Here is a 20,182-nt window from a genome sequence, read left to right as displayed (position 1 = left end):
GAGTGGGTGCTGCCGAAGTGCTCGTCCTGTCCGCCTGGCGATGTGATCGGCCTACTCCCTTCCCGCGTCGCTCAGCATCGGCGGATCAAGGTGCCGCGCCCCCGCCGACCGCGCCCGGCTGTCCGCGCCTCCCCGTCCGCGGCACGGGATTGTGCGAGACGTGTAACAGAGGGATCCCTCCCCGCCCCAATCCCCTCCTCATGGATGCGAAAGCGACACAGGCGACATGGGGAATGAGGCGGACATGGCACGGCACCGGGTCCTGGGGGCGAACGGCCGAGTACTGGTCGCGGCGTTCGGTGTGGTGGGGGTGACCGCCCTGGCCGCCGTGTGGACCGCCCAGGCCGGAACCGCCGAGGCGGATCCGGGTGCGTCACCGGCGCGGAAGCCGACGCCGATCGTGGGCCAGACCTCCGAGCCGGACCCCGAACTGCCCGCTCCCGTGGTCAACATGGACATCGCCCACGCCTCCGACAAGGGCGCCAAGGGCGTCAACATCACGATCGACGACGGTCCGGATCCGACCTGGACCCCGCAGGTCCTCCAGGTGCTCGAGGCCAACGGCGTCAAGGCCACCTTCTGCATGGTCGGTCCGCAGGCCCAGGCCCATCCGGACCTGGTCAAGGACGTGGTCGCGGACGGGCACCGGCTGTGCGACCACTCCATGTCGCATGACACGGCGATGGACACCAAGTCATCCGCCTACCAGTCCAAGGAGATCCTCGACGCCCAGCGAATGATCACCAAGGCGTCAGGGGGCGTCAAGCCGCTCTACTACCGTGCTCCGGGCGGTGCGTTCACCCCGTACAGCCGTCAGATCGCCGCCTCGCGGGGCATGCGGCCGCTGGGCTGGAACGTGGACTCCAAGGACTTCGAGAAGCCGGGGGTCGAGGCCATGGTCAACACCGTCAAGAACGAGATCTCCAGCGGCCCCACCGTGCTCTTCCACGACGCGGGCGGCGACCGCGGCCAGACGGTCGAAGCGCTGCGCCAGGTCCTGCCGTGGCTGAAGCAGGAGGGGTACAGCTTCGGTTTCCCCGTGCGCTGATGGCCGTTCGCGCGGCGCGAGCCCCCGGGAACGATCCTGGTCACCGTGTCCGTCGGCGGCGGGCGGATGGCGCCCGCCGCCGACGGACACTCCGCTCAGGCCGGGGGCGGACCCGTCAGAGCGGGCTCGCGCTCGCCCTCGCGGGCGGTGAACGGGCACTGCCAGTCGGCCGGCTTCGGGCGGCCGGAGTAGCGGCGGGCCTCGGAGAGCTCCTCGTACTCGAGCAGGTTGGGGTTGATATCGCCCTGGAGCTGGATGTCCTGTTTGCGTATCTTCTCCGCGAGCCGGTCCCACATCTCGGCGGCCTTGATGCGGTCGAACTGCTCATGCGAGTTGAAGGCCAGCATCGGGAAGGGAGGACGGCGGCCCCAGCGGCGGTGGGTCTCGTGCAGACCGATGACGAAGAAGGGGTGACCGGCGACGCTGTAGGCGAACTCCCTGGCCTGCGGATCGGACGAACGGCCCGCGGCCCAGCGATAGGACCGGGAGTCCTGTTCGTGGAGCAGCTGGAGCTGTTCCCACAGCAGCTCCTCGAACCGCAGCTCATCCACCCCGCGAGGCCGCTCGAAGGTCGCGATGAAGCTCGTGAACGACCGGTGGCTCCAGTCGGCCGAGTCCACGAAATCCGCGAGATCGAGTGCCATCAGCCGGGCCGAATCATCGGATCCCATCAGGTCGTAGTGACGATGGGTGATGCCACCCTTGCGCCAGGCGGACCGTCCCGCCAGGCAGGCGAACCGGTCCCCCAGAATGAACCGCTCCACCTCGTCACGTGCGTCCACTGTCATGGCCAGCCTTCCTTCCAACTACCTGCCTCCTCGCTGGGAGCTCATCTCCTTCTCCGCATTCGAAGGCGCCCACCCTGCTCACCTGCGTAGGAGAGCAGGAGAACGAGATGGGTCGCCTGGCTGAATTGTGATCGTCAAGGGCCGATCGGCGAAATCCGCCGGCCGCCCGTCCCAGTGGACGGGACGGGCCGTCACCTCCCACCGCCCGCCTATGGCCCCGGCGAGGTGTTCGCCGGGCCGGGGCCGCCCCGAGGGAGCGGCCCCGGCCCGGAACCGAGCCCGGCCGTTCAGCTTCCGGCGCGGTCCAGCGCTGCCGCGATCACCGGGCCGATCCGGTCCAGGGATTCCTCCCGCATCATCCGGTAGTGGTGATCGGGGATGCCGTGCACCACCAGGGCGCCGTCCACGAAGGGCAGCCAGCCGTCCGCCACATGCAGCGCGTCGCGCCGGTAGCCGGGGATCTCCTCCATGGCCCGGAACATCAGCATGTCGCCGTGGAACCGCTCGGGCGCGAACTTCCGCATCAGCTCCTGGTCGTTGAGCAGGATGTCCAGCAGCGGGAAGCTGGTCTCGCCCGCCAGCAGCCGGGGCGGCAGCCCGGTCTCCCGGCAGAGGTCGGCCACCAGATCGGCGGTGCCCTCGGCCCCGTCCGGGTGTGCCTCCAGCCAGCCCGGGGCGAAGATGTCGCCGCCCCCGATGTCGTCGAGCAGCACCCCCAGCCACTGGCGCTTGCTGAGCTCCGGTGCGCCGGGCAGCGCCTGGGCGTTGTCGGGGTAGGCATCGACCACGGCCAGCACGGCGACCTCCTCGCCCCGGTCCTGGAGCCGGGTGGCCATGGCGTGTGCGATCAGCCCGCCGAAGGACCAGCCGAGCAGGTGGTACGGACCGGACGGCTGGACGGTGCGGATCTGCTCCAGATAGTCGGCGGCCATCTCCTCGACGCTCGCCGGGAGGACGTCCGGCTCGGTCAGCCCGCGCGCCTGGAGGGCGTACACCGGCTGGTCCGGGGCGAGATGGCGGAGCAGCCCGGTGTACGACCAGCCGAGGCCGCCGCCGGGGTGGACGCAGAACAGCGGTGGGCGCGGCCCCTCGCCGCGCAGCGGCAGCAGGATGTCCAGCGGCTGGCCCTGGTGCGCCCCGGCCGGGCCCGCGGCGTCCAGGCGGGCCACCAGCCGGGCGACGGTGGGCGCCTCGAAGAGGTCGCGCATCGACAGTTCGGTGGCCAGCGCGGCGCGGGCCTGGCTGGCCAGCTTGGAGGCGAGCAGCGAATGGCCGCCGAGCAGGAAGAAGTCGTCGTCGATGGTGACGCCGTCGACGCCCAGGACCTCGCCGAAGAGCGCGCACAGCGTCTCCTCGCGCGGGGTGCGGGGCGCCCGCCCGCCCGTGGTGGCCTCGAAGGAGGGCGCGGGCAGCGCGGCGCGGTCCAGCTTGCCGTTGGCGTCCAGCGGAAGGGCGTCGAGGACCACCAGCGCGCTGGGCACCATGTGCTCGGGCAGCACCTCGCCCAGCGCCTCGCGGGCCGCGGCGGCGTCCGGCGGGGTGTCTCCGGCGGCCGTCACATAGGCGACCAGCCGCTGGTCGCCGGGCCGGTCGGCGCGGACCGCCGCGGCCGCCCCGGCGACCTGCGGGAGCGCCCGCAGCGCCGCCTCGACCTCGCCCAGCTCGATGCGGAAGCCGCGCAGCTGGACCTGGCCGTCGGTGCGGCCCACGTACTCGACATCGCCGTCCGGCAGCCTGCGGGCCAGATCGCCGGTGCGGTACATCCGGGTGCCGGGCGGGCCGTAGGGGTCGGCGACGAACCGCTCGGCGGTCAGGGCGGGCCGGTTGAGATAGCCGCGGGCCAGCTGCGCCCCGGATACGTACAGCTCGCCGGTGACCCCGGCCGGGCAGGGCTTCAGTGCGGTGTCGAGGACGTACATCCGGGTGTTCCACACCGGCCGGCCGATCGGCACCGGTCCCTCGCCGCCGGGCGCCGAGGGGTGGTGGGCGATCTGGATCGTGGTCTCGGTGGGCCCGTAGAGGTTGTTCAGCGGCACACCGGGGAACCGCTCGTGGAACCGCTCGGCGGTCTCCCGCGGCAGCGCCTCACCGCCGCTGGAGGCCCGCCGCAGCACACCCGCGCACGCGTCGGCGGCGTCCGGCTCGGCGAGGAACGCCTGGAGCATCGACGGCACGAACTGGAGCGTGGTGATGCCCTCCTCGCGCACCGTGCGGACCAGGTACGCCGGGTCCTTGTGGCCGCCGGGCCTGGCCACCACCAGGGTCGCGCCGCTGAGCAGCGGCCAGAAGAACTCGCAGACCGAGGCGTCGAACCCGGCCGGGGTCTTCTGGAGCATCCGGTCCCCGGTGGTGAGGCCGTACGCGTCCTGCATCCACTCCAGGCAGTTGGCCACGGCCCGGTGCGGTACGAGGACGCCCTTGGGGCGGCCGGTGGAGCCCGAGGTGTAGATGATGTAAGCGGGGTGCTCGGGGTCGATCGCCACCTTGGGTGTGGAGTCCCTCGTGGCGTCCCAGGGGCCCGAGGTGTCCACGACGTCCAGCAGCAGCCGCCGCACACCACTTCGCGCGGGCAGCGCCGCGGCGCTGTCGGCACGGGTGACGACGAGGGCGGGCGCCGCGTCGTCGAGCATGTACGCCAGCCGCTCGGCCGGGTAGTCCAGGTCCAGGGGCAGATACGCGGCCCCCGTCTTCAGCACCGCGATCAGCGCGATGACCAGGTCGGCGGAGCGGGGCAGGGCCACTCCGACGGTGCGCTCGGGCCCGGCGCCGCGCGCGATGAGCACCTTGGCCAGCCGGTTCGCCGCCCGGTCCAGCTCGGCGTAGGTGACCGCGGTGCCGTCGCGGACCAGGGCCTGGGCACCGGGGGTCCGGGCGGCCTGGGCCGCCAGCAGCTCCGGGAGGGTGGCGCCGGAGATCGGATGCGCCGTGTCGCCCGGCGCGCCCAGCACCTGCCGGCGCTCCTCGGCGGACAGCAGCTCCAGGGAGCCGACGGTGCGCCCCATGTCGGAGGTGTCGGAGAGGGAGCGCAGCAGGCCGAGATAGCGCTCCCGGTGGGCGATGAGGGCGTCCTCGGTGTAGAGGTTGGAGTTGGCGTTGAGGTCGATCCGGATACCGGTGCCGTCGGACCGGTCGTACCCCATGATCGAGAGGTCCTCGACGGTTCCGTTGGAGAGGTTGTGGCCCTTGACCCGGTGACCGGCGAAGTGGAAGTCGTAGTCGTACGTCATGATGTTGACGTGCGGGCCGAGCAAACCGTTTCCGCCGTCCGGGAGTCGCAGATCCCGGGCCAGGTCGATACGGCGGTAGCGCTGATGGCGAAGGGCCTGCCTGACTTCCCGTGAGACCTGCCGTATCAGCTCCCGTATTCGCATATCCGTGCGCACCTGTATGCGCAGCGGCACGACATTGGCGAACATCCCGGGAATGGCACGGGCGATGGCATCGGTACGGCCCGATACCGGCAGCGTCAGAATGATGTCGGATTTACCGGTCAATCGATGCAGATACAACGCGGTCGCCGCGATGATCATAGCCGACCAGTGGGTGGCGTATTTACGCGCGGCGGCCCGCAGCTCGACCGCTTCCGCCTCGGTCAGGTAGGCGGTCTGCCGGAGAACGGTGGAAAGTTCCCTGGTGGGGTGGGTGGAAAGTCGTGCCGGACGCGGAGAATCACCGAAATGTTCCAGCCAGTACGCTCGATCTTTGGCGAAATCCGGTGAGGCCCGGTATTCCGCGTCCTGGTCGACCATCGCCCGCAGCGAGCCGAAGGCCGTTTCCCCCTCGGCCGGATCGGTCCCCGTCATGAGCGCGGTGTACACCTCGGCGGCCCGCCGGCCCAGCAGGGCCGCCGATCCGGCGTCCGACACGATGTGGTGCGTGCCCTGGTACCAGAGGAACCGCTCGGGCTCCACCTTGAGCAGGGCGAACGAGAACGCCGGATAGTCGCCCAGCTTGAGCGCCCCCGTGGCCAGGTCGTTCTTCATCCACCGCTCGGCCGTGGCCCAGGGGTCGTGCTCGCCGGTGAGGTCCAGCTTCGGCAGTTCCCAGTCGGTCACCGGGTCCAGGATCTGCCAGGGCTCCCCGTTGTCCTCACCGACCCGCACGTTGTAGGGCTCGGCCTCCGCCACGGCCCGGCGCAGGGCCCGCTCGAATATCTCGGTGTCTATCGGTCCTTGGATCTCCAGGTACTCACCGACCCGGAAGGTGGTGCTCTCCGGCGGCTCCAGCTGCTCGATGAACCAGATCTCACTCTGGCCGGTCGTGAGCGGCAGTCGGGCGGCCGGTACGGCGGGCTGCACATTTCCCCCACTGAGAAAGGGACGCGGTCGAAAAAGATGGCCGATGACCGGGAGTCGTTATTCCGCGCGGTCGCAGGCACTACATCGCGACCCTATGAGACGGAATTGCACTCAGTGCGGGGGTCAGGAGACCGTTCGGTGGCGAGACTGTGAAAATCGCCGCGCCCCTAGGGATTTACCTGGTGCACACCGCGATTCCGGGACGGCCGGATGGCGTCCACGAGCATGCGCCCCGCGGGCGCGTGTGTCCAGAGGATGTCCGGGAGTTCGCCGAGAGGCAACCCAATGCGCGGACGTCCGGTGAGGACGCCCGCGCTGGTGCGTGGAGGCCGTGGCGGGAATCGAACCCACGTAACTCGATTTGCAGTCGAGCCCCTCAACCACTCGGGCACACGGCCGATGTCGTGCTGTGTTCTCGACGATAGGGCGGGGGCGGGGCCGGGACAACGGCGCGGCGGGGGCCGCCATACGACTGACACACTGCGTTCATGGCGGCCGGGGGAGTCCGCCCGGGACGGGACGGGCCCCGGTTCGCGGCGCGGTGCGGGGCTTCCGGTTACGCCGTGGGGCGGCGCCCCGGATCACGGTGTGGGGCGATGTGCCAGGTCACGCCGTCGGGTGCGGTCCGGTTCACGGCGGCAGAGACCCGGTTCACGCCGTGGGGCGCTGGGTCAGGAAGTCCTCGATCGCCTGGCGGAAGAGATCCGGCTCGTCGACCCATGGATAGTGGCCCACCCCGGGCAGCGGCCGCACCTGGCCGTCCGGGAAGGACTCGGCGACCAGCTCCCCGGCGCGCATCCCGGTCACCGCGTCCCGGTCGCCGGTGACCGCCAGCACCGGGCACGGCACCTCGCGCAGCCGGGTCAGCACCGCGCGCCGTCCCGCCTCGTCGACGCCCTGCCAGAAGCCGGCCCGCGCCACCGGCCCCAGCTGCTCGCCCTCGCTCTCGGCGTGGGCCCGCTGGGGCTCCTCCCAGCGGCCGTACGCCATGGGGGCGGCCTGGAGCAGCAGTCCGCGCATCTCGGCGAGGTCGGTGGTGTCGGGCAGCAGCTGGACCGCCGTGTACGCCTCCTGCCACCACGGCTCGTCGGCGCGGGACTCGAAGATCTCCCGGGCGTCCTCGGGGAGTTCGCCCTGGAGCCGGGCGCCCGGGCAGACCAGGATCAGCCGGCTGAGCGGCTCGGGGTGGGCGGCCGCGTACGCCTGGGCCGTGGCGGCGGCCGCGTCATGGGCGAGCAGCGGGAAGCGGGCGAGGTCCAGATGGCGGCGGAGCGCCTCGAGGTCCTCGGCGAGCCCGGGAAAGGCGTAGCCGCTGGGGTCGACGGCCGGTGGCGAGTCCCCGGTGCCGCGGCTGTCGGGGATGACGAGGGTGTGATGGGCGTTCAGGCCGCCGAGGTCGCCCAGATACGCGGCGTCCCGCCCCGGCCCGCCCGCCAGGCAGATCAGCGGTGGCCCGGCCGAGCCGTCCCGGGCCTCCAGGACGCGGTAGGCCAGCTCGGTTCCGTCGTACGAGGTGTAGTGCGGCATGGGGTCAGCTTGCCCCAGCATCGCCGTCTTGACCGTGCTCGACCCGGTGAGCCCGGGCACCGGTGTGGCGCCGCGACGTGCCGCGGCGGCCCGGGTGACGGAAAAGCGCCGGTAGGGGTGATCTTGTGCGGCCCCAAATCGCGCTTATGGTTTCCGTCCCCCTCTCCGTCTCTCCGTCTCTCCGTATGATGCGAACGTGTTCGATTCCCGGCACATCAAGACGTTCCACGAGGTGGTCCGCTCCGGCTCCTACTCCGGGGCCGCCCGCGCACTCGGCTATACCCAGCCGGCCATCACCCAGCAGATGAAGGCGCTCGAACGGGCCGTCGGCAGTCCGCTGTTCATCCGGGTCGGCCGGGGGATGCGGCTCACCGAGGCGGGGGAGACCCTCGCCCGTCACGCCGACACCATTCTGACCAGCATCTCCACCGCCCAGCAGCAGATGAACGCCATCACCCGGCTGCGCTCGGGCCGGGTGCGCGTCTGCGCCTTCCCCAGCGCCAACGCGACCCTCATCCCCGAGGCCATGGCCCGGCTCGCCGCCGCCCATCCGGGGGTGCGGGTGGAACTGCTGGAGGGCGAGCCGCCGGAGTCGCTGGGGCGGGTGGTGCGCGGGGAGTGCGACATCACCCTCGCCTTCACCTATCCCGGGCTGCGCGAGGAGACCCCCGCCGAGCTGGTGGAGATCCCGCTGCTGGAGGACCAGCTGACGGTGCTGCTGCCGACCGGGCATCCGCTGGCCAGACGGCGGGCGGTCAAGCTGGCGGAGCTGAGCGAGGAGCGCTGGATCGCCGGATGTCTGCGGTGCCGCGCCAATTTCCTGCACGAATGCGCCGAGCAGGGCTTCGCCCCCGACATAGCCTTCACCACCGACGACAATCTGGTGGTGCAGAGCATGGTCGCGGCGGGGCTCGGCGTGGCGATGATGCCGGGTCTGGTGCTGTCGTTCCTGTGCCATCAGAAGGTCACCGGGCGCGCCCTGGACCCCGCCTCGCGCCGCCGGGTCTCGGCGTATGTGCTGCGCGAACATCTGGGGATACCGGCCACCGCGCGGGTGCTGGAGGAGCTGAAGACGGTGGCCGCGAACCGGGTCGGATGCTGAGCGGCGGTGCGCCGACCGTTCGTGGCCTGACCGTCCGTGCCCGGACCTCCCATGGCCTGACCGCCCGTGCCTTGACCGCCTATGCCCTGACCACCCATCCATAAGCGGAGCTTGGGGGCGGCTCAACAACCTGTCGTTGGACGTGATGGAGCGGGCGGCAGGACGCTGCCACCATGACCACCCCGACCGCGTATCCGTCCTCCCGCCTTCTCACGGCACGCCTCGGCGCGTTCGTCGGCGACGTCCGCGAGGTGGTCGGACGGGGCCTGGCACCCGATGTGACCGCCTATCTGGTGGGCGAGCGGCTCGCGCCCCACCTCGGCGCGGCCGATCTGCTCACCTCCGAACAGCGCGAGGGCGACCCCGACCGCTACCGCCAGCACATCCTGCACGCCGAGCCCGACGGCAGCTTCTCGATCGTCGCGCTGGTATGGCTGCCCGGTCAGCGCACGGCGATCCATGACCATGTGTCCTGGTGTGTCACCGGCGTCCATGAGGGCGAGGAGCACGAGCGGCGCTACCGCCTCGTCCCCGACGGTCCGGGTTCACGGCTGATCGCGGTCGAGGACGTGGTCAACCCGCGGGGCGCGGTGTGCGGTTTCGCGCCGCCCGGAGATATCCACAGGGTGTGGAACGCCTGCGGGACCAAGGCGATCTCGATCCATGTCTACGGGGCGGACATCGCCCGCCTGGGCAGCAGCGTCCGGCGGGTCTACGAGCTGCCGACGGCGGACGGCCAGTGACGCTGACCGCCGCGCCCGGCCGGGCGCGGCAGGCCGCCGGATGGCGGCCGCCCGCCACGTCGTACGGGCTCGGGCTCGCCGTGGCCGGGGTCGCGGCCGCCTGGGGCGTCCACCGGCTGCTCCCCGCCGTACCCCTGCTGACCGCGGCCGTGGTGCTGGGCATCGTCGCCGCGCATCTGCCGGGGGCCCGCGGACTCGTCCGGGGCGTCTGCCGCGCCGGGCTCTCCCTCGCCGGGAAGCGGCTGATGCGCCTGGGCATCGTGCTGCTCGGGCTCAAGCTCAGCCTGAACGATGTGCTGGGCCTCGGCTGGGCCACCGTGGCGATGGTCCTGGGTGTGGTCGCCGCCACCTTCTGCGGCACCTGGTGGCTCGGCCGCCGGATGGGGCTGCGCGGCGATCAGCCGCTGCTGATCGCGACCGGCTACTCGATCTGTGGGGCGTCCGCGATCGGCGCGGTGAGCGAGGTGTCGGACAGCGATGAGCGCGATGTGGCCACCTCCGTGGCGCTGGTGACGCTGTGCGGCACGCTCGCCATCGCCGTCCTGCCGCTGCTCCAGCACCCCTTGGGGCTCGGCGACGCGGCGTTCGGTCGGTGGGTGGGGGCCGGCGTGCACGACGTGGGCCAGGTCGTGGCGACCGCGCAGACCGCGGGGCCGGCGGCGCTGGGCGACGCGGTGCTGGTCAAGCTGGTACGGGTGGCCCTGCTCGCCCCGCTGGTCGCGGTGCTCGCGACATCCGTACGGGCGCGGGGGCGCGTCAAGAGGACCGGGGGCAGCGGGAGCCAGGAGATCGGCGGCCAGGAGACCGGGGGCCAGGAGGCCGGGGGTCAGGAGGCGAAGCGGCGGCCGCCGCTGGTGCCGCTGTTCGTCCTCGGCTTCCTCGCGATGACCGCCCTGCGCAGTACGGACGTCCTGTCCACCGCCGTGCTGGACACCGCCGCCACCGCCCAGGAACTCCTCCTCGCCGCCGCCCTCTTCGGCCTCGGCAGCGCCGTCCACCTCCCCTCGCTCACCCGCACCGGCGCCCGGGTCGCCGCGCTGGGGCTGTGTGCGTGGGTGGTGATCGCGGGGGCCTCGTACGGGGGCGTCCTGCTCACCACGTAGGGCTGCGCCTGGACTCACCGCGTAGGGCCATGGACGGACTCACCGCTTAGGACCAACGGGCGGACTCACCGCGTATAGCCACGGCCGGAGGAGACGCCGTCGATCGTCCGCGGCGCCGTCGTGGCCGGCCGCGCCCACGCGGCGGAGCCGCATATCGGCACAGCCGCATATCGACCGAGCCCGGCGCCCTTCGGGGCGCCCCTCGAACCGCGGCCGACTTCCGCCGATCTGCTTAGGGCCAACGGCCGAGCGCGGCTCCGTCCCGCGACAGGTGTGACATCCGGGAACGCCACTTACCCTGACGCCATGACCCCTCGTGACCCCCATGACGCCGACGCCGCCGTCGCGGACGGCGCCCCGCCGCCCCAGGCGTCCGCCGTCCCCGCCGTCCGTCCCGAGCCGGACGGCGGAGACCTGGGCCTGGAAGGCGGCGGCGACACCGTATGGGGGAAGCGCTACCGCGCCCTCACGCTCGGCATCGTCACCGTCGTCTCCCTCATCGCCTTCGAGGCGAGCGCGGTCAACACCGCGATGCCGGTCGCGGCCCGCGCGCTGGACGGGGTCGAGCTCTACGCGTACGCCTTCTCCGCCTACTTCACCGCGAGCCTGTTCGCGATGGCGCTGTCGGGGGAGTGGTGCGACCGCAAAGGGCCGCTGACGCCGCTGTTCACCGGGATCGCGGCGTTCGCCGCCGGGCTGCTGGTGGCCGGTTCGGCACAGCGGATGTGGATGTTCGTGGGCGGGCGCGCGATACAGGGCATAGGCGGCGGGCTGGTGATCGTCGCGCTGTACGTGGTGGTCGGCCGCGCCTATCCGCAGCGGCTTCAGCCCGCCGTGCTGGCGTCCTTCTCCGCCGCCTGGGTGCTGCCCGTCATCGTCGGCCCGCTCGCCGCCGGGACCGTCACCGAGCAGGCCGGCTGGCGCTGGGTCTTCCTCGCCATCCCGGTGCTGGTGGTGCCGCCGCTCGCGGTGATGCTCCCCGCGCTGCGCGCCCTGCCGCCGAGCGAGCGCTCCGCGGGTATGAACCGCCGCCGCATCCTGCTCGCGCTCGCCGTCGCGGTCGGCGCCGGGCTGCTCCAGTACGCGGGCCAGGACCTCAGCTGGCTCTCCCTCGTCCCGGCCGCCGCCGGGCTCGCCCTGCTCGTCCCCTGCGTACTGCGGCTGCTGCCCAAGGGCACCTTCCGCGCCGCCCGCGGACTGCCGTCGGTAATCCTGCTGCGCGGGGTGGCGGCGGGGTCCTTCCTGGGCGCGGAGAGCTTCGTCCCGCTGATGCTGGTGACCCAGCGCGACCTGTCCGCCACCGCCGCCGGGCTCTCCCTCACCGGTGGCGGACTCACCTGGGCCCTGGGCTCGTACACCCAGAGCCGCCCGCGTCTGGAGCCGCACCGCGAACGGCTGATGGGCCTCGGCATGCTGCTCATCGCCGTGTCCATCGCCACGGTGCTCCTGGCCCTCACCGACTCCGTCCCGGCCTGGATCGTGGCGGTGGCCTGGGTGATCGGCGGCTACGGGATGGGGCTGGCCATCTCCAGCGGGAGCGTGCTGCTGCTGAAGCTCTCCCGGCCGGAGGACGCGGGCAGCAACTCCGCCTCCCTCCAGGTCTCCGACGCCCTCGGCAACATCACGCTGGTCGGCCTCAGCGGCGTCCTCTTCGTCACCTTCGGCGGCGGCGACATCGCCGTCACCGGCCCCACGGCCTCCCACCAGCCGGCCGCCTTCGGGGCGGTCTACGTGGCGATGGCGGCGGTGGCGCTGGTGGGGGCGTGGGTGACGACGCGGCTGCGGCCAGAAAGCCGATAGCACCACGTAGTACCACGCAGTACCATCAGGCGCATGGCCGCGCTGAATCTACGTTTTACGGACGAAGAGCTCGACGCCTTGCGCAAGCGCGCGGAGGCGGAGGGCCGGAGCATGCAGTCGTTCGCCCACGACGCGGTGATGGCGGCGATCAATGAGCACTCCCGGCGGTTCGACGAGGCCGCCGACCATGTGTTGCGGGTGAGCGAAGAGCTCAACCGGAGGCTCGCCTGATGCACTACCTCACGCTGCCCGAGCTGCTGAACCTCGCCGAGCGCCTCGGGGAGAGCGAAGTGCGCGACTACGGGTTGCTGGAGTCCGCGCTGGCCCGTCCGCAGGCGAGTGTGTTCGGGCAGGACGCCTACCCGGACGTGTGGCAGAAGGCTGCGGCGCTGATGGAGTCGTCGGCTCGCAACCACGCCTTGGTGGACGGCAACAAGCGGCTCTCCTGGTACGCGACCTGGGTCTTCCTCCACATCAATGGGCATCCACTGCACGCGGACTTCGACGTCGACGAGGCCGAGCGCTTCGTACTGAGCGTCTGCCAGGGCGAGCTGGACGTGGCGAAGATCGCGGAGGGGCTGACCCGGTTCACGGAAAGAATGTGAGTCTGATCCCACCCTCGGGTGGGATCCCCGCGTACCCCGAAGCGTGAAGGACGGCACCGGTAGGCTGACGCGGTTCCCGATCGACCTCGCCGAGCCAGCCCGACGGAGACCGTGAGTACTACTGCCGCCTCCACCAGCCATCACCTCTCGCCCGCCTTCCCCGGCCGGGCTCCCTGGGGTACCGCGAGCAAGCTGCGCGCCTGGCAGCAGGGCGCATTGGACAAGTACATCCAGGAGCAGCCGCGGGACTTCCTCGCGGTGGCGACCCCCGGCGCCGGTAAGACCACCTTCGCGCTGACCCTCGCCTCCTGGCTGCTGCACCACCATGTCGTCCAGCAGGTGACGGTCGTCGCGCCGACCGAGCATCTGAAGAAGCAGTGGGCGGAGGCCGCCGCGCGGGTCGGCATCAAGCTGGACCCGGAGTACAGCGCGGGCCCGCTGGGCCGGGAGTACCACGGGGTCGCCGTGACCTACGCGGGCGTCGGCGTCCGGCCCATGCTGCACCGCAACCGGATCGAGCAGCGCAAGACGCTCGTCATCCTCGACGAGATCCACCACGCCGGCGACTCCCGTTCCTGGGGCGAGGCGTGTCTGGAGGCGTTCGAGCCGGCCACGCGGCGGCTCGCGCTCACCGGCACCCCGTTCAGGTCCGACACCAACCCCATCCCCTTCGTCACCTACGAAGAGGGCAACGACGGCATCCGGCGCTCCTCCGCCGACTACACCTACGGCTACGGCAACGCGCTCTCCGACGGTGTGGTGCGCCCCGTCATCTTCCTCTCCTACAGCGGCAACATGCGCTGGCGCACCAAGGCGGGCGACGAGATCGCGGCGCGGCTCGGCGAGCCGATGACCAAGGACGCCGTCTCCCAGGCGTGGCGCACCGCGCTCGATCCGCGCGGCGACTGGATGCCGAATGTGCTGCGCGCCGCGGACCAGCGGCTGAGCGAGGTCCGTAAGGGCATCCCGGACGCGGGGGCGCTGGTCATCGCCGCCGACCAGGACTCGGCCCGTGCGTACGCCAAGCTGATCCGCGAGATCACCGGCACCAAGGCGACGGTCGTGCTGTCCGACGAGGCGGCGGCCTCCCAGCGGATCGAGGACTTCAGCGGCTCCGACGACCGCTGGATGGTGGCCGTCCGCATGGTGTCGGAGGGGGTGGACGTGCCCCGGCTGGCGGTCGGGGTGTACGCGACCACCATCTCCACCCCGCTCTTCTTCGCCCAGGCCGTCGGCCGTTTCGTACGGTCGCGGCGGCGCGGCGAGACCGCGTCCGTCTTCCTCCCCACCATCCCGATGCTGCTCGGCTTCGCCAACGAGATGGAGGTCGAGCGCGACCACGTCCTGGACAAGCCGAAGAAGGACGGCGAGGAGGAGAACCCGTACGCGGAGGAGGAGAAGCTCCTCGAGGAGGCCGAGAAGCAGCAGGACGAGGACACCGGCGACCAGGACCAACTGCCCTTCGAGGCGCTGGAGTCGGACGCGGTCTTCGACCGGGTGCTGTACGACGGCGCCGAGTTCGGTATGCAGGCGCATCCGGGCAGCGCCGAGGAGCAGGACTACCTCGGCATCCCGGGGCTCCTCGAACCCGACCAGGTGCAGATGCTGCTCCAGAAGCGGCAGGCCAAGCAGATCGCGCACAGCCGCAAGAGGCCGGACACGGAGGCGGATCTGCTGGAGCTTCCGGCGGAGCGGCGGCCGGTGGTCACCCACAAGGAGCTGCTGGAGCTGCGCAAGCAGCTCAACTCGCTGGTCGGCGCGTATGTCCACCAGAGCGGTAAGCCGCACGGCGTGATCCACACCGAGCTGCGCCGGGTCTGCGGTGGTCCGCCGAGCGCGGAGGCGACGGCGGGGCAGATCCGCGAGCGGATCAAGAAGGTTCAGGAGTGGGCGACGCGGATGCGGTGACGCGGGCGCGCTGAGGCGCGGCTCTTTCCCCTCCCCGCCCCTTCCCGAACCTGGGGCTCCGCCCCAGACCCCGGGTCCGGGGGTGGAGCCCCCGGGTGCCCCTTGGTGGGTTGGCGCGCCAGTGTGGCGGGTCCTGGTGGCTGGGGTGGTGTGCCGAGCGGTTTTTCCGCTCCCCGCCCCTTCCCGAACCTGGGGCTTCGCCCCAGACCCCGGGTCCGGGGTTGGAGCCTTCGGGTACTGCTTGGTGGGGTGGCGCATCGGGCGGTTTTTCCCGTCCCCGGGCCTTCCCGATTCCTGGGGCTTCGCCTCAGGCCCCGGGTTCGGGGGAGCCCCCGGATGCCCCGTGGTGGGTTGGCGCGTCAGGGTGGTGGGTCTTGGTGGCTGGGGTGGCGTGTCGGGTGGCTTTTCGCCTCGCCGCGCTTTCCCGATTCCAGGGCTTCGCCTCTGGGGCTCGGGGGCTGGGCAAAGCTCGACCGGGGGCCTCTTGCCGCTCCTTTCTGCGGCGTCTCCGCGTGGTCCCGGGGTCCGGGGCGGAGCCCCGGTTTCGGGAAGGGGCGGGGAGGGGAGCGGCCCGCCGCAGGCGGCTCGTACTGCGCAACCCCCTTTCGAAAAATTTCATGAACCGGTCGCAGACCCTCCTCGCGAACCCGGGCGAACCGGGGTGATCTGGGGTGCGCAGATGTCGCACACTTTGGCAGGTCCGCTCGGATTCTGGACAAACCCTTCCGCAAAACGGACCGGCTCGCTAGCGTTCGGGCACGCACACGCCCCGTGGCAGCGCCGCCGCGGAGCGCAGCCGGTGCGTGACCACCGCGACCGGCGGCCTCTTCGCGCGCCGTCGTCGGGACCGGCGGGGCACCTCACGAAGGGCCGCCACTCATCACCGAGGAGGGGGCGTCGTGACCGCGGAGACCTCTCAGACGCTCGACCGGGGACTGCGCGTCCTCAAACTGCTCGCCGACACCGACCACGGGCTGACCGTGACCGAGCTGTCCAACAAGCTCGGCGTCAACCGCACCGTGGTCTACCGGCTGCTGGCCACCCTCGAGCAGCACTCCCTCGTCCGCCGGGACATCGGCGGGCGGGCGCGCGTCGGGCTCGGCGTGCTCCAACTGGGCCGCCAGGTGCATCCGCTCGTACGGGAGGCCGCGCTGCCCGCGCTGCGCTCCCTCGCCGAGGACGTCGGCGCGACCGCCCATCTCACCCTGGTCGACGGCACCGAGGCGCTCGCCGTCGCGGTCGTCGAGCCGACCTGGACCGACTACCACGTCGCCTACCGGGCCGGATTCCGGCATCCGCTCGACCGGGGCGCCGCCGGGCGCGCGATCCTCGCCGCCCGCGCCGGCCGCCCCGACGACCCCGGGTACGCCCTCACCCACGGCGAACTGGAGGCGGGCGCGAGCGGCGCGGCGGCCCCACTCATCGGGGTGACGGGGATAGAGGGCAGCGTCGGGGTCGTGATGCTCTGCGACTCGGTGCCCGAGCGGGTCGGCCCACGCGTGGTGGACGCGGCCCGGGAGGTCTCGGACGCCCTGAGCTGAGCATGCGCCGTAGGCGCGTGGGGCCCGGGGCGTGGCGGCATTCAGGACACGGCGGTGTCCAGGGCATGGCGACGCGCCGTCCGGCGGCCCCCGGGGCCGGGGCGGCGCCTCATGCGTCCCGGCGGTCAACTAGATTCGCACCATGCCTGCCGTCTCCCCCCGCGCCCGCCTCCTCGCGCTCTGCTCCGCGCCCGTGCTCGCCCTGCTCGCGGTGGCCGTGTTCGCGCCGCTGCCGTTCACCGTGGCCCAGCCCGGTTCGACCGTGAATGTCCTGGGTGCCAACCGCGGCAAGCAGGTGATCAGCGTCTCGGGGGCCGGCACCCGTAAGACCACCGGGCAACTGCGGATGACGACGATCCTGGCGACCGGCCCGGACGCCACCGTCCGGCTGAAGGACGTGATCAGCGGCTGGTTCGCCACCGACCGCGCGGTGATGCCGCACGACTCGGTCTACGTCGGCGGCACCACCAAGGAGATCGAGCGGCACAACGCCGAGGAGATGGAGAAGTCCCAGTCCTCGGCCACCACCGCCGCGCTCGGCTATCTCCACCGCTCCCCGCGCGAGGTCAAGGTCACCCTGCGCCTCGCCGACGTCGGCGGTCCGAGCGCCGGGCTGCTCTTCTCCCTCGGCATCGTCGACAAGCTGGACGGCGACGGCCGTGGCGGCGATCTCACCGGCGGTCGGACGATCGCGGGCACCGGCACCATCGACGCCAAGGGCAAGGTCGGGGCCGTGGGCGGGGTCCCGCTGAAGACGCAGGCCGCCAAGCGCGACGGCGCCACGGTCTTCCTGGTGCCGAAGGCCGAATGCGCCGACGCCACGGCCGAGCTGCCCAAGGGGCTGCGGCTGATCCCCGTCACCACCCTCAAGGGTGCCGTGACGGCTCTGCGGACGCTGCGGTCGGGCGGAGCCGTCCCGCACTGCTGAGCGATACCGCAGCCTCCTTGCTCACCGCCGTCTCCCTGTCCATCGCTGTCCCCTTGTCCGCGGCCGCGCCTTCGTCCGCCGCAGTCCCCACATCCATCCCGCGCCAGGCCGGGAAGACCAGCGGACTGAGCGTGGCCAGGAAGTAGACGCCGCCGGTCACCAGGAAGGCGGCGGTCAGCCCCACCCCCTCCACCAGACAGCCGGCCGCGAGCCCGCCGAGCGGCATCACCACCCACACCCCCGCGGTGAGCGCCCCCGAGACCCGGCTGCGCAGCTCATCGGGTACGGCCTCGTACGTCACCGTGGTCAGGATCGGGTTGAGCATCCCCGCCGCGACCCCGCTGGCCGCCATCGTCACGGCGAGCGGCGACACACCGGGGACGAACGCGGCGACCAGGAAGCGCGGCATCCCGCACACCAGGAAGCTCACCGCGAAGACGGTCCGGCGCGGAAAGCGGTCGCCCACCGCCCCGTACAGCAGCGCCCCCACCAGCGCACCGCCGCCGAACAGCGCGGTGAGCAGCCCCAGTTCCACCGAACCGCCCAGGTGCCGCTCGGCGTGGACGGGCAGCAGCACGGAGGACAGGCCCTGGTCGAGCCCGTTGGTGACCATGACCATCAGCACGATGGCCAGCAGCAGCCGATGGCGCAGCAGGAAGCGGTACCCCTCGGCCAGCTCCGCGCGGTAGGCGCGCGCGGACACCGGTACGAGGGGCTTCCGTGGCGCGGCGGCGGGCAGCCCGCGCAGCCCCGCCATGATCAGCAGTGCGGACGCCGCGAACGTCGCCGCGTCCAGCAGCAGCACGGCGGGCGGGCCGAGCAGCGCGATCAGCAGCCCGCCGAGCGCCGCGCCCATCATCCGGGCCCCGCGCGAGGCCCCGTCGTAGAAGCTGGCCGCACGGCTGAGGGTGGTGCCCGCCCGTTCGGCCAGCGCGGGGACGAGCACCTGGCGGGCGGTCTCGCCCGGTGCGTGGAGCAGCCCGGAGAACGCCATCAGCGCGCACAGCTGCCAGAACCGCAGCAGACCCGCGAAGTGCAGCACCGGAATCGCGGCGACGGCTACCCCGCACAGCGAGTCGGAGGCGATGGACACCCGTCGGCGGCCGATCCGGTCGATGACCGGCCCGCCGATGACGGCGGACACGACCACCGGCAGGGTCGCGCAGAAGGACACCAGCCCGGCCTTGGCGGCGCTGCCCGTGGTTTCCAGGACGAACCACGGGACGGCGATCAGGGTGAGGGAATTGCCCGCGATGGAGACGGTGTTGGCGGCGAGGACGAGTAAGAGAGGTCTTCGGTCCCCGCTGTTCCGGCCCCCGCTGTTCCCCCGGCGCGATCTGTCTCCTCTGTCGTCGGAGTCCATGTCAGTGGTCGAACCGGGCGGTCAGACCGGATTGCGGCAGCCGTGGGGTGGCCAGCCGCAGCCCGACCTCCACCAGCGTCCAGCCGACCCGGGCGCGCAACACCCCGGCGCGGGCGGGGCGGGAACGGGGCGCCTCGCGGGCCTCGCGGTGGAGTTCCTCGGCGCGTATGTGGTGCAGCCACAGATGGATGTCGTCGCCGTACATATGTGGTTCCCCCCAGGAATCGGTCAGTCCTCGTCGCGCGGGAAGGCGTGCAGATGGACGCGGTACGGGGCGGAGCCCTCGGTGTCCCGGTCCACTTCCTTCTCGCGGTAGCTCTCGATCACTTCGTGCACCCTGTCGCGCATTTCGCGGGCGAGTTCAGGGGTGAGGCGCATATAGAAGTCGCTGAGGTCCGAGGCGATCCGCCACTCCTCCGACCAGTCGTGCAGGGTGCCCAGAAAGGTGGACATCTCCTGCGTGTGCTGGGTGGCCACCTCGTGCAACGCGGTGTTCACCGCTCCCCGCACGGCCGGGTCGGGGTGGGCCAGGAACTTTTCGGCGTTCCAGCGCGTACCCCTGTGCACCGCCTTCCACCACCGCTCCCGCCCCTTGCCCCGCTCCGGGTCGTCCTTGACGAAGCCATGGGTGGCCAGCTGTCGCAGATGGTAGCTCGTGGCGCCGCTGGACTCGCCCAATCTGTCGGCCAGTTGGGACGCGGTGGCCGGTCCGTACTCGCGCAACGCACCGAGCAGACGCATTCGCAGCGGATGCGCGAGGCCGCGCAGGGAGCGTGGGTCGAGTACTCGGACTTCGTCGGACACAGGCTGTTCGTTCTCTGCCATGCGCGGCAGCCTAAGCATGCAAAGACTCAGTTGCAACATCTTCTTTGCAACGGAGTCTTTGGATCCGCTTCAAGGGCTCCCCGGACCTCGATGCTCAGTCCCGCGCCGCCTGCCGCACCAGCGGGATGATCCGCAGCGGAACCGGGTTCTCCATCACGATCGCCGTCGAGGCCCGGACGATCCCCTCGAACCCCACCACCAGGTCGATCACCCGCTGGAGATCGGCGTTGGAGCGGGCCACCAGGCGGCAGAGCATGTCGCCGTGGCCCGTGGTGGTGTGCAGCTCCAGCACCTCCGGGACGGTCGCCAGATGAGCCCGTACATCAGGCCCCTGCCCCTGTTTGATCTCCAGCGTCGCGAACGCGGTGACCGGATAGCCGAGCGCCGCCGGGTCCACATCGGGCCCGAAGCCCCGGATCACCCCCTGCGTCCGCAGCCGGTCCAGCCGCGCCTGTGCCGTACCACGGGCGACGCCGAGGCGGCGCGACGCCTCCAGCACTCCTATCCGCGGTTCCTCGGCGAGCAGCTCGATCAGCCGGGCGTCGAGCGCGTCGATTCCCATGCGGTCCCCCCTTGGGCTCCGGGTTCTCCTGAGGCGTTCTC

At 71.7% G+C, this 20,182-nt stretch carries 17 protein-coding genes and 1 tRNA gene; 10 read left to right on the top strand and 8 right to left on the bottom strand.

What is annotated here, in order from left to right; translation table 11 throughout:
* Positions 1 to 244 precede the first annotated feature (244 nt).
* The gene (locus AB0E24_RS39500; RefSeq protein ID WP_069863647.1) at positions 245 to 1,048 is read left to right on the top strand and encodes a polysaccharide deacetylase family protein; all 804 of its coding nucleotides are present in this window, start codon (positions 245 to 247) and stop codon (positions 1,046 to 1,048) included.
* 95 nt (positions 1,049 to 1,143) lie between these two features.
* On the opposite strand, the gene gntA is transcribed toward AB0E24_RS39500, so the two are convergent.
* The 4 genes from gntA to AB0E24_RS39480 all read right to left on the bottom strand — a co-directional run bounded on the left by gntA (position 1,144) and on the right by AB0E24_RS39480 (position 7,661).
* Positions 1,144 to 1,836 (bottom strand): guanitoxin biosynthesis heme-dependent pre-guanitoxin N-hydroxylase GntA, encoded by a 693-nt coding sequence (gene gntA, locus AB0E24_RS39495; protein ID WP_283886487.1) that lies wholly within the window; start codon positions 1,834 to 1,836, stop codon positions 1,144 to 1,146.
* 287 nt (positions 1,837 to 2,123) lie between these two features.
* Positions 2,124 to 6,134 carry a non-ribosomal peptide synthetase gene (locus AB0E24_RS39490; RefSeq protein ID WP_359384427.1) on the bottom strand — a complete coding sequence of 1,337 codons (4,011 nt, stop codon included), beginning with the start codon at positions 6,132 to 6,134 and terminating at the stop codon, positions 2,124 to 2,126.
* Between the two features lie 323 nt (positions 6,135 to 6,457).
* Positions 6,458 to 6,532, bottom strand: a tRNA-Cys gene (locus AB0E24_RS39485).
* A 253-nt stretch (positions 6,533 to 6,785) separates the two neighbouring features.
* Entirely contained in the window at positions 6,786 to 7,661 is an 876-nt protein-coding gene (locus AB0E24_RS39480; RefSeq protein ID WP_359384425.1) for an alpha/beta fold hydrolase, read from the bottom strand.
* Positions 7,662 to 7,857: 196 nt separating this feature from the next.
* Here AB0E24_RS39480 and AB0E24_RS39475 point away from each other — a divergent pair, with 196 nt between their 5' ends.
* The 9 genes from AB0E24_RS39475 (at position 7,858) to AB0E24_RS39435 (ending at position 17,391) form a co-directional block, all read left to right on the top strand.
* Positions 7,858 to 8,763, top strand: a complete 906-nt coding sequence (locus AB0E24_RS39475; RefSeq protein ID WP_069863657.1) for a LysR family transcriptional regulator — start codon at positions 7,858 to 7,860, stop codon at positions 8,761 to 8,763.
* 173 nt (positions 8,764 to 8,936) lie between these two features.
* Positions 8,937 to 9,506 (top strand): cysteine dioxygenase family protein, encoded by a 570-nt coding sequence (locus AB0E24_RS39470; RefSeq protein WP_359384422.1) that lies wholly within the window; start codon positions 8,937 to 8,939, stop codon positions 9,504 to 9,506.
* A complete protein-coding gene (locus AB0E24_RS39465) occupies positions 9,503 to 10,609 on the top strand; it encodes a YeiH family protein (protein ID WP_359384421.1) in 1,107 nt (368 codons plus the stop codon). Before AB0E24_RS39470 ends, AB0E24_RS39465 begins: the two co-directional genes overlap by 4 nt.
* A 306-nt stretch (positions 10,610 to 10,915) precedes the next feature.
* On the top strand, positions 10,916 to 12,409 hold the full coding sequence (locus tag AB0E24_RS39460; protein ID WP_069863661.1) for an MFS transporter: 1,494 nt from the start codon (positions 10,916 to 10,918) through the stop codon (positions 12,407 to 12,409).
* 33 nt (positions 12,410 to 12,442) lie between these two features.
* A complete protein-coding gene (locus AB0E24_RS39455; protein WP_069863663.1) occupies positions 12,443 to 12,640 on the top strand; it encodes an Arc family DNA-binding protein in 198 nt (65 codons plus the stop codon).
* Positions 12,640 to 13,014 carry a type II toxin-antitoxin system death-on-curing family toxin gene (locus AB0E24_RS39450; RefSeq protein WP_079257839.1) on the top strand — a complete coding sequence of 125 codons (375 nt, stop codon included), beginning with the start codon at positions 12,640 to 12,642 and terminating at the stop codon, positions 13,012 to 13,014. Before AB0E24_RS39455 ends, AB0E24_RS39450 begins: the two co-directional genes overlap by 1 nt.
* Positions 13,015 to 13,125: 111 nt before the next feature.
* The gene (locus tag AB0E24_RS39445) at positions 13,126 to 14,922 is read left to right on the top strand and encodes a DEAD/DEAH box helicase (protein ID WP_079152962.1); all 1,797 of its coding nucleotides are present in this window, start codon (positions 13,126 to 13,128) and stop codon (positions 14,920 to 14,922) included.
* 899 nt (positions 14,923 to 15,821) lie between these two features.
* A complete protein-coding gene (locus tag AB0E24_RS39440; RefSeq protein WP_069863676.1) occupies positions 15,822 to 16,463 on the top strand; it encodes an IclR family transcriptional regulator in 642 nt (213 codons plus the stop codon).
* Positions 16,464 to 16,605: 142 nt separating this feature from the next.
* The gene (locus AB0E24_RS39435; protein WP_069863678.1) at positions 16,606 to 17,391 is read left to right on the top strand and encodes a S16 family serine protease; all 786 of its coding nucleotides are present in this window, start codon (positions 16,606 to 16,608) and stop codon (positions 17,389 to 17,391) included.
* Here AB0E24_RS39435 and AB0E24_RS39430 read toward each other — a convergent pair.
* From AB0E24_RS39430 to AB0E24_RS39415, 4 genes are all read right to left on the bottom strand, one after another.
* Positions 17,330 to 18,754, bottom strand: a complete 1,425-nt coding sequence (locus AB0E24_RS39430; protein ID WP_359384416.1) for an MFS transporter — start codon at positions 18,752 to 18,754, stop codon at positions 17,330 to 17,332. The two genes, AB0E24_RS39435 and AB0E24_RS39430, sit on opposite strands and share 62 nt — an antisense overlap.
* Position 18,755: 1 nt before the next feature.
* On the bottom strand, positions 18,756 to 18,959 hold the full coding sequence (locus AB0E24_RS39425; protein ID WP_069863683.1) for a hypothetical protein: 204 nt from the start codon (positions 18,957 to 18,959) through the stop codon (positions 18,756 to 18,758).
* 23 nt (positions 18,960 to 18,982) lie between these two features.
* A complete protein-coding gene (locus tag AB0E24_RS39420) occupies positions 18,983 to 19,579 on the bottom strand; it encodes an ArsR/SmtB family transcription factor (protein ID WP_232639515.1) in 597 nt (198 codons plus the stop codon).
* 94 nt (positions 19,580 to 19,673) lie between these two features.
* On the bottom strand, positions 19,674 to 20,141 hold the full coding sequence (locus AB0E24_RS39415) for an Lrp/AsnC family transcriptional regulator (protein WP_069863687.1): 468 nt from the start codon (positions 20,139 to 20,141) through the stop codon (positions 19,674 to 19,676).
* Positions 20,142 to 20,182: the final 41 nt, after the last annotated feature.

The sequence above is a fragment of the Streptomyces malaysiensis subsp. malaysiensis genome, assembly GCF_040653035.1.
Classification (GTDB): Bacteria; Actinomycetota; Actinomycetes; order Streptomycetales; family Streptomycetaceae; genus Streptomyces; species Streptomyces malaysiensis.
Note: the sequence above shows the minus strand (reverse complement) of the source record. Positions and strands in the feature narration are given on the sequence as shown.

Coding starts and splice junctions, on each gene's coding strand:
- AB0E24_RS39455 (WP_069863663.1), top strand. CDS start 12,443: ATGGCCGCGCTGAATCTACGTTTTACGGACGAAGAGCTCGACGCCTTG.
- AB0E24_RS39480 (WP_359384425.1), bottom strand. CDS start 7,661: ATGCCGCACTACACCTCGTACGACGGAACCGAGCTGGCCTACCGCGTC.
- AB0E24_RS39430 (WP_359384416.1), bottom strand. CDS start 18,754: ATGGACTCCGACGACAGAGGAGACAGATCGCGCCGGGGGAACAGCGGG.
- gntA (WP_283886487.1), bottom strand. CDS start 1,836: ATGACAGTGGACGCACGTGACGAGGTGGAGCGGTTCATTCTGGGGGAC.
- AB0E24_RS39500 (WP_069863647.1), top strand. CDS start 245: ATGGCACGGCACCGGGTCCTGGGGGCGAACGGCCGAGTACTGGTCGCG.
- AB0E24_RS39470 (WP_359384422.1), top strand. CDS start 8,937: ATGACCACCCCGACCGCGTATCCGTCCTCCCGCCTTCTCACGGCACGC.
- AB0E24_RS39415 (WP_069863687.1), bottom strand. CDS start 20,141: ATGGGAATCGACGCGCTCGACGCCCGGCTGATCGAGCTGCTCGCCGAG.
- AB0E24_RS39425 (WP_069863683.1), bottom strand. CDS start 18,959: ATGTACGGCGACGACATCCATCTGTGGCTGCACCACATACGCGCCGAG.
- AB0E24_RS39460 (WP_069863661.1), top strand. CDS start 10,916: ATGACCCCTCGTGACCCCCATGACGCCGACGCCGCCGTCGCGGACGGC.
- AB0E24_RS39450 (WP_079257839.1), top strand. CDS start 12,640: ATGCACTACCTCACGCTGCCCGAGCTGCTGAACCTCGCCGAGCGCCTC.
- AB0E24_RS39420 (WP_232639515.1), bottom strand. CDS start 19,579: ATGGCAGAGAACGAACAGCCTGTGTCCGACGAAGTCCGAGTACTCGAC.
- AB0E24_RS39435 (WP_069863678.1), top strand. CDS start 16,606: ATGCCTGCCGTCTCCCCCCGCGCCCGCCTCCTCGCGCTCTGCTCCGCG.